At 44.5% G+C, this 9,175-nt stretch carries 5 protein-coding genes and 1 pseudogene; 4 read left to right on the top strand and 2 right to left on the bottom strand.

The features are described 5' to 3' along the window. Positions 1-283 precede the first annotated feature (283 nt). From RH949_RS16300 to RH949_RS16290, 3 genes are all read left to right on the top strand, one after another. On the top strand, positions 284-2,236 hold the full coding sequence (locus RH949_RS16300; RefSeq protein ID WP_006100938.1) for a response regulator: 1,953 nt from the start codon (positions 284-286) through the stop codon (positions 2,234-2,236). Between the two features lie 11 nt (positions 2,237-2,247). Beyond that, positions 2,248-4,980 (top strand): PAS domain S-box protein, encoded by a 2,733-nt coding sequence (locus tag RH949_RS16295; RefSeq protein WP_006100927.1) that lies wholly within the window; start codon positions 2,248-2,250, stop codon positions 4,978-4,980. Between the two features lie 67 nt (positions 4,981-5,047). Continuing rightward, positions 5,048-6,652: an Hsp70 family protein gene (locus tag RH949_RS16290; protein WP_446354536.1), complete on the top strand. Its 1,605-nt coding sequence runs from the start codon at positions 5,048-5,050 to the stop codon at positions 6,650-6,652. A gap of 355 nt (positions 6,653-7,007) precedes the next feature. Here RH949_RS16290 and RH949_RS16285 read toward each other — a convergent pair whose 3' ends face one another. Then, positions 7,008-7,256, bottom strand: coding sequence for a hypothetical protein (locus RH949_RS16285; RefSeq protein WP_006100796.1), 249 nt, complete (start codon positions 7,254-7,256; stop codon positions 7,008-7,010). Between the two features lie 93 nt (positions 7,257-7,349). On the opposite strand from RH949_RS16285, the gene RH949_RS16280 reads away from it, so the two are divergent. Then, on the top strand, positions 7,350-8,519 hold the full coding sequence (locus RH949_RS16280; RefSeq protein ID WP_446354533.1) for a tetratricopeptide repeat protein: 1,170 nt from the start codon (positions 7,350-7,352) through the stop codon (positions 8,517-8,519). Between the two features lie 248 nt (positions 8,520-8,767). Here the strand turns inward: RH949_RS16280 and RH949_RS16275 are convergent. Beyond that, a pseudogene (locus tag RH949_RS16275) lies at positions 8,768-8,992 on the bottom strand (hypothetical protein); the annotation flags it as partial. Positions 8,993-9,175: the final 183 nt, after the last annotated feature.

Raw genomic sequence — 9,175 nt, 5'->3', positions numbered from 1 at the left:
AAAGCGAAGCATCCTCTGTCCTCCCCCGTGCCACAAAAACGAAGTATCCTCTGTCATCCCCCCTCTTGTAGGGGGGAACGAGGGGGGTAGGGGGGAACGAGGGGGGTGGGAGAAGGGGTTAGGGGATGAGGGTGAAAAGCTCCCCCTGTCGCACTTTTGGCGCTTAAGTTGACACCAATAGTTTAGGGACTAACCCTAATTAAGAGCCGATAACTGAGCAACAAAACCCGCCCTGATTCAAATACCGACAGACATAAGACATCAGACATAAGACATAAGATAAATGACTAAAGGCAACCTATTAATTGTTGACGATACCCCAGAAAACTTACAAGTTTTATCCGCAACTTTGTCGGAGCAAGGCTATCAAGTGCGGGGTGTGGTTAAGGGGAAAATGGCAATTCGCGCCGCTAAATCTGCCCAACCCGATCTCATATTACTGGATATCCGGATGCCAGAAATGGATGGGTATCAAGTCTGTGAAACTCTCAAAGCTGATCCGGAGACTCGTGACATTCCCATCATTTTTATTAGTGCCATTGATGATGTTTTGGATAAAGTCAAAGCCTTTCGCGTGGGGGGTGTTGATTACATCACCAAACCCTTTCAAGTTGAAGAAGTCTTGGCGCGGGTGGAGCATCAACTGACGATTCGGCGACTGTCTCAAGAAGTACGCGATCGCCATCACAAATTAGAGCAGGAAATTCAAGAGCGACGCAAAGCCGAAAAAGCCGCCGCCGCCGCCTCTAAAGCTAAAAGTGAATTTCTCGCCAATATGAGTCACGAACTCCGCACGCCCTTGAATGCTATTTTAGGGTTTACCCAAGTCATGAGTCGTGATCTGAAAATTACACCGGAACAACGAGAATATCTGGGTATTATTAATCGTAGTGGTGAACATTTACTGGACTTAATTAATGATGTCTTAGATTTGTCGAAGATTGAAGCAGGGATTATTTCCCTCTATGAAACCAGCTTTGATTTGTATCGCTTGTTAGATAATTTGGAAGAAATGTTCCAAATTAAAGCTGAACAGAAAAAGTTAAATCTAGTCTTCAGCGTCGCACCCAATGTTCCACAAACCATAAAAACCGATGCAAAAAAATTACGGGTTTGTTTAATTAACCTTTTAGGTAACGCGATTAAATTTACCGAACAGGGTACAATTACCTTACGAGTAAATTTGGCAACTGAGCCGTTAACCGATCAAAACCCTTCAGACACCGACTCATCATCATTGTCAGCATTTCCCCCCCGACTCCGGTTTGAAGTAGAAGATACGGGAGCGGGTATTTCTCCGGCTGAAATTGACAACTTATTTGATGCCTTTGTCCAAACCGAAACCGGACAAAAAATGGCGGAAGGGACAGGTTTAGGGTTAACCATTACCCGTAAATTTGTGCAACTGATGGGGGGAACGATTACCGTCAGTAGTGTTGTCGGCAAAGGGACAATTTTTAAATTTGGTATTAAAATTAGTCCGGCAGATGTCTACCCCGTCACCCCCCAACCCCGTCAGCGCGTCTTAGGCTTAGAACCCAATCAACCAACCTATCGTATCCTCGTCGTTGATGATACCCCAGAAAATCGCCTGTTGCTGACTAAATTACTCGAACCGATTGGCTTTGAAGTGCGGGAGGCGGCAAATGGGATGGAATGCTTACCGTTATGGGAAACTTGGCAACCTCACTTGATTTTTATGGATACACGTATGCCAATGATGGATGGGTTAGAAGCAACGCGACGGCTTAAAAGCAAAGAAAAAGAACGGTTATCTCAATCCAACTCAGTTCTCGATTTATCTAGAACTATTATTATCGCCTTAACCGCTAGCGCCTTTGAGGAAAGGCGAGAGGAGATTTTAGCCGCCGGATCTGAGGATTTTGTCCGGAAACCCTTTACAGAGGAGCAAATTTTTGACACAATTGCCCACCATTTAGGAGTGCGCTATCGTTATGAAGAGTTATCGGATAGTTTACCTCTCTCTCTCTCAAGTTATAGCAGACAAGAAAAACCAGACTCGTTTTTCTGTTCAGAGTTATCCAGTCTACCTTCAGCCTGGGTGACTGAATTAGCACAGGCGGCTAATCAGTTAGATGAAGCAATGATTGCTCAGTTGATTCAAAAACTACCGACAGAAAAGGCAGATTTAGCCAAGGCATTAACGGATTTACTTCATGATTTTAGACTGGATGTTATTCTGCGAGTGACTCAGGCGGTCATTAATCATTCATAAGGACTAGAGTGATGCTAAGTCAACAATTATCAATGGTATTGAATAAACCTAAAATAACGATATTAGTGGTTGACGATAACCCCAATAATTTACGGTTTTTATCGAATGTATTGGAGAAAGAACATTATAACATTCAACGGGCTATTTGTGGTAAACTCGCCATCCATGCGGCAATTTCATCGCCTCCTGATTTAATTTTACTGGATATTGTCATGGCGGATATGGATGGGTATAGTGTTTGTCAATGTCTGAAGACAAATACGAAAACCAAAGACATTCCGATTATTTTTTTAAGCGCATTGACGGAAGCGGCAGAGAAAGTCAAAGCGTTAAAAATTGGCGGGGCTGACTATATTACTAAACCGTTCCAACCGGAAGAAATTTTAGTTCGGATCGAACATCAACTGCTCCTGCAAGGATTACAGAACCAGTTAAAAGAACAAAATAGTTTACTCCAACAAGAAATTCGCGATCGCCAGCAAGCCGAAAACCAACTTCGCCAACAGGCAAGACAGCTTAGCCATCAAAATAGTTTACTCATTGAACTGGCTAAAAATAAAATTTTATATCAGGGGAATTTAGAATTAGCGTTTCAGAAAATCACTGAAGTCACAGCCCGTACTCTTGAAGTCGAACGAGTCGGTATTTGGCTCTATAATCAACAAAAAACTCATATTGAATGTCTGGATTTATTCCAGCAAAGTCACTGTAAACATAGCACCGGGTTAAGCCTAGCCCTAGCAAACCATCCGCTTTACTTTAACGCTTTAAGTGAGGCTCCCCTCGTTGCAGTAGATGATGTGATCAGCGATCCCAGAAGCGGTGATTTGCTGGAGTCTTACCTACAGGGATTAAACATAACATCAATGCTAGACACCCCTTTACGATTGGGCGGAAAAACCGTAGGTGTGTTATGTATTGAACAGATAGAAACGTGCCGACATTGGACACCAGAAGAGCAAAACTTTGCCCGTTCCATCGCCGATCTCACCTCATTACTCTTAGAAGTCCAAGAACGGCAACGCGCCGAAGTAGCCCGCAAAATCTCAGAAGAAAAATTTGCCAAAGCTTTTAGTTGTAGCCCTGACCCGATTACGATTAGCACTTGCCCAGACGGACGCTATATCGATGTGAATCAAAGTTTTCTCAATCTATTGGGGTATGAGAGAAAAGCTGTCATTGGTCAGACAATTTTTGATCTAAACTTGGTCGTCAATCCTGAAAACATGGTTCAGTTTGAACAGCTTTTACATCGACAAGGATCACTGTGTAACTGGGAAACGGAATGGCGGACTAAATGGGGTGAGATTATTACCTTATTATTATCGGCTGAGTTTATTGATTTGAAAGGGGAACGCTGTGTAATCACCGTCGGCAAAGATATTACAGAACGCAAGAGAATTGAAGAAGATTTACGCCAAAGTGAAGAACGCTGGCAGTTAGTCTTACAAGGCAATAATGATGGAATTTGGGATTGGAATTTGAAAACTGAGGAAGTGTTTACGTCTGAGCGGTTTCAGGAAATTATCGGTAATCAAAATTGCCACGATGAAACCTGTAAAATTGTACATCGTTTTGATGAATGGATTAGTCGTATCCATCCCGATGATGTCGAGCAAATTATCGAAACAACCCAAAACTACTTGCAGCGAAAAATCCCTTATTATGAAATTGAATATCGCTTACAATGCCAAAATGGTGACTATAAATGGGTAATGTGTCGCGGACAAGCCCTGTGGGATGAGGACGGAAAACCTCAGCGAATGGTGGGTTCACTCAAAGATATCTGCCAACGTAAACAAGCCGAGGAAGCCTTGCATCAATCGATTCAGCGAGAACAGGAAAAATCGATCCAACTAGAGACAGCATTAGCTGAACTCAAACGCGCCCAAACTCAACTGATTCATAATGAGAAAATGTCCAGCTTAGGGCAAATGGTGGCAGGTGTAGCTCACGAAATTAATAATCCTGTCAACTTTATTGGCGGGAATCTCATGTATGCTAAAAATTATTTTGTCGATCTCACTCGCTTAATTAATGCCTATAGTGAAGCTTATCCCCATCCCCCAGACGCCATTCAAGAGATTAGTGAAGAGATTGACTGGGAGTTCGTCAGTGAGGATTGGCAAAATGTAATCAAATCGATGGAGATAGGTGCTGATCGCATTCAGCAAATTGTTCAATCCTTACGCATTTTCTCTCGACATCATGAATCAGAGCGAAAAACAATTGATATTCATGAAAGTATAGATAATACCTTGATTATTTTACAGCATCGCCTCAAGGCATCAGGCAATCGTCCCCAAATTGAAGTGATTAAAGAATACGGTGAAATTCCAGCGATTACCTGCTACGCCAGTCAGTTAAATCAGGTATTTATGAACTTGCTGAGTAATGGGATTGATGCCTTAGAGAATAAACCCGCTCCCCGCGTGATTAAAATTCACACCGAAATGGTTCAAAAGAGTCAGAGTGCAGACGATAATGGTCATAAACAGCAACCATCAGACTTTGCCGTTATTCGGATTGCGGATAATGGTGCCGGAATTAATGCCGATATTATTTCCCAAATATTTGATCCATTCTTTACCACAAAACCCGTAGGACGCGGCACCGGATTAGGCTTATCAATTAGCCATGAAATTATTGTCGAAAAGCATCAAGGTCAACTTCAGTGTGTTTCCCATCCCGATCAAGGAACGGAGTTTATTGTCGAAATTCCGATTATAAACTCAAAGGACTAAAGGCTGACTTCACAATTCCTATTTCCTGTATAGTGGCAAATAACAAATGACGAATGACGAATGACAAATGACGAACTACGCAATTGATTTTGGCACAAGCAATACAGTTATCACTCGCTGGAACGCCGCCACGGGCGAAGCGGAAACCGTCAGCCTACCTGGTTTATCAATACAACTTGCCCAAAATCCACCCCTGATTCCCAGTTTGGTCTATGTTGAGGATGCCCAGCAAGGTCAGGTGATCGTCGGTCAAACAATCCGCGATCGCGGCTTAGATCTTACCACCGATCTCCGCTTTTTCTCCGGCTTCAAACGCGGGATAGGTTCCCAGATTCAGGGATTTTTGCCGGAATTGGATCAACAACCCATCAGTTTTGAGCAAATTGGACAATGGTTCCTCAGCCAAATTATCGCCAAAGTCTCCCCTTCCCCCACAGACACGATTGAATCCTTAATTCTTACCGTACCCGTCGATAGCTTTGAGGCGTATCGCCACTGGTTAACCGGAGTGTGTCAAGCCTTACCCGTGGAACAACTGCGGATACTGGATGAACCCACCGCCGCCGCTTTGGGGTATGGTGTAGCAGAAGGTGAAACCCTCCTCGTCGTGGATTTCGGTGGCGGTACTTTGGATTTATCCCTGGTGCAGTTAAATCAAGAGGTACAACCGGGGAAACAGCCCCTGGGATTTATCCTGAAATGGGGGGAAAAAGTATTAGGTGAACGTTCGGGACAAAAGCCACAAATCGCCCGCGTACTCGCCAAAGCTGGACAAAATTTAGGCGGTTCAGATATTGATAACTGGCTAGTAGATTATTTTGTCAAAACCCAGGGAATTACGCGATCGCCTCTCACCACGCGATTAGCGGAACGCTTGAAAATAAAGCTTTCTACAGAATCCACCGCCACGGAAGTTTACTTTAACGATGAAACACTAGAGAGTTATGAACTGAGTCTGGATCGGCAAACCTTGGAAACCATTTTAAACGATCACCAATTCTTTGATAACCTGAATGAACGAATGACCCAACTCCTGCAACAAGCACGGCGCAGTGGTATCGAAGTCGCCGATATTGATGCGGTATTATTAGTGGGCGGAACCGTAAAAATTCCCGCCGTCCAAGAGTGGGTAAAGCAATACTTTAACGCCGAAAAGATTCGTTCCCGAAAACCCTTTGAAGCCATCGCCCAGGGCGCATTACAATTAGCCCAAGGGATTGAAGTCCAAGACTTCCTCTACCATAGCTATGGGATTCGCTACTGGGATCGACGGAATAAGTGTCACAATTGGCATCCGATTATAAAAGCCGGACAACCCTATCCGATGAGTAATCCCGTGGAATTAGTAGTAGGGGCGTCAGTAGACAATCAACCGAGTATTGAATTAATCGTCGGCGAATTAGGCGCAGAAACCGGAGCAACCGAGGTATACTTTGAAGGCGATCGCTTAGTCACCCGCCAACTCGGTGGCGGCAAAACCGCCGTACAACCCTTAAATGATCGGGACGGTGCCAGAACCATTGCCCAGCTTACACCCCCCGGAAATCCGGGACGCGATCGGATCAAACTCAAATTTTCAGTCGATCGCGATCGCGCATTACGATTAACAGTAGACGATTTACTCACCGAACAAACCGTCTTACAAAATCAGATAGTCGCCCAACTAAGTTGAATGTTTGTTTGTAGTTGCGCTTTAGCGCCATAAGCATTTAAGCGCCAACTATAAAATGACATTTCAATTCAAAGGAGTGATAAGCTGTCATGCATTTAAATTGGGTATTACATTATTGACATTAAGGTTTAAATGCCGAACAGCTTATGCAGCTAATTTGTAGGTTGGGTTTCGACTTCGCTCAACCCAACATTCCATAATCACTGAACCGCGAATATCTCCCCCAACTCCCTTAGCTATTTTCACACACTGCACTAGGACATCGGTCAAGAAACCGGGTTTCTTTGGGTGAAAGCTTGATAGTCGTTGTCATCCTTACGAGAAACCCGGTTTCTCGGAATACTTGACCAACACTCTAGGATTCCTGTTCCTTCTGCAATAATTCCTCTTTAGAATCACTCCAGTAGGCGCTATACGTCCAGACTTCACGACTTCCTTTATCTTCCACTGACCAACGATAAATCGCCGATTTGGGATTAACCCCAACCTCAATCAGCTTCGCTCCCATATAATATTCCATCTGGCGCTTAGTCATATCCTTCGCACCACTAGGCTGACTCTTAGAGATTGTGCGAGACATGTGGGCTTGTGTCGGTTTTGGCATTGTTTTCTAGTATGAATAGCAAATCAACTGATCTTATTGTTCCATGTCTGACTGTCACCAAAGAGGGAATTAAGGATGGATCTCAGTCTATGTATGATTGTAAAAAACGAGGAAGCCAGTTTATCTCAAGTTTTGGAGAGTGTGCAGCCAATCGTCGATGAAATGGTGATCCTAGATACCGGATCAAGCGATCGCACGATTGATATCGCTACCGATTATGGAGCAAGAGTCTATCATTTTCAATGGTGCAATGACTTTTCCGCCGCCCGCAACCAGGCGCTGCAATATGTGCGCGGGAAGTGGGTGTTGGTACTGGATGCGGATGAGGTGTTAACGCCGGAAATTGTCCCCGAAATCCAACAGGCGATACAAAACGATCGCAACTTGGTGATTAATCTGATCCGTCAAGAAGTGGGTGCGACTCAATCCCCCTATTCCCTGGTATCCCGTTTATTTCGCCATCATCCCGATATCTATTTTTCTCGCCCCTACCATTCTCTGGTGGATGATAGTGTCGCCCAATTGTTGCAGCGAGAACCCGATTGGCAGGTGATTTCCCTGTCTACGGTGGGCATTTTACATTATGGCTATCAACCGGGTGCGATCGCGGCGTTGGATAAATACACTCGCGCCAAGACTGCTATGGAAGGATTCCTGGCTGATCATCCTAATGATGCATACTTGTGTAGTAAATTAGGGGCGCTGTATGTGCAAATCGGTCAAGTAGGGGAGGGAATTGCCCTGCTTAAACGTGGATTCACGGATTCACAGGTAGACGCTTCGGTCTTATTTGAATTACATTACCATTTAGGCAATGCTTACACCAAACAGAATCAACTCCAATTAGCGGCAGATCACTATCAAGACGCGATTAAGCAACCGATTCTGCCCCAACTTAAACTGGGAGCCTATAATAATTTAGGGAATTTGTTATTCGGCGTTGGCGATTTCACCACAGCGAAACGAGCTTATGAAACCACGGTGAAAATTGATCCGAGTTTTGCCGTGGGATACAATCACCTGGGGATGACCTTAAAAGCCTTGGGACAGTGGGAATCTGCGATAACCGCTTATCAAAAAGCCATTCAACTGAATCCCGACTATGCCGACGCTTACCAAAACTTAGGGGTTGTATTACTTAAACTGGGACGAGTATCAGAAAGTTTAGCCGCATTTGAGAGTGCGATCGCCCGTCATCAAGTCACCAATCCCCAGGAAGCGCAACGGTTACGTCAAGAGTTGCAAGGGATGGGGTTGCGATAAACCCATTGGTGACACGGGCGCTACCTGTAGGGGTACGGCATTGCCCATGGGTGTCAACTTAAGGTAGAAAAGCAATACTAGAGAGATTTTCCCCCCTTGTCTTCTTTCCATCCTTGTCCTCCTTGTCTTGTCCCCACCTAAGAGTAAAAAACCTACACCTGTCAGGGGGCTGGGGGTGAGGGGTTGAGCTTAAGTCTGACACCAATGACGTGTGCCCTAACACCGACGTGCGCTCGGTTTAATTGTCAAACATAATACTTCTGCTCTTCTAAGTCCGCTTTCAGCCGCAGTAATTCCGTTGATTTTCCCGCCCCCCGATGTCCCGCATAGAGATTACAGGTGACTCTATCTGATAATAAAATCGATCGTCCCAGTTCAATTAAAATATCACAATCGCCCCGCACCTCTTCACAATCCACGTAAGTTGGAACACCAGGGGGTAAGGGGCGAAAGGGGTCAAAGGCATTAAAAATTCGTTTTAATGTCTGGAAATCGTTCCTGGTTGGTCATTTGTCTTATGTCATTGATGCTGTTCGTCTAACTTATCACGGATTAATTTCGCTCAACACATCGCGAATAAACACAATGTAGCGCACTTCATCATGTTCTCCTTTAGGGTTCGTTCGTAGTCGGGGCTTTAGCCCCTGATCCGATGA

This window comes from Coleofasciculus sp. A1-SPW-01, assembly GCF_040217205.1.
In the GTDB taxonomy this organism is placed as follows: Bacteria; Cyanobacteriota; Cyanobacteriia; order Cyanobacteriales; family Coleofasciculaceae; genus Coleofasciculus; species Coleofasciculus chthonoplastes_A.
The sequence above is the reverse complement of the archived record's forward strand: the minus strand, read 5'-3'. Positions and strand labels throughout refer to the sequence as shown.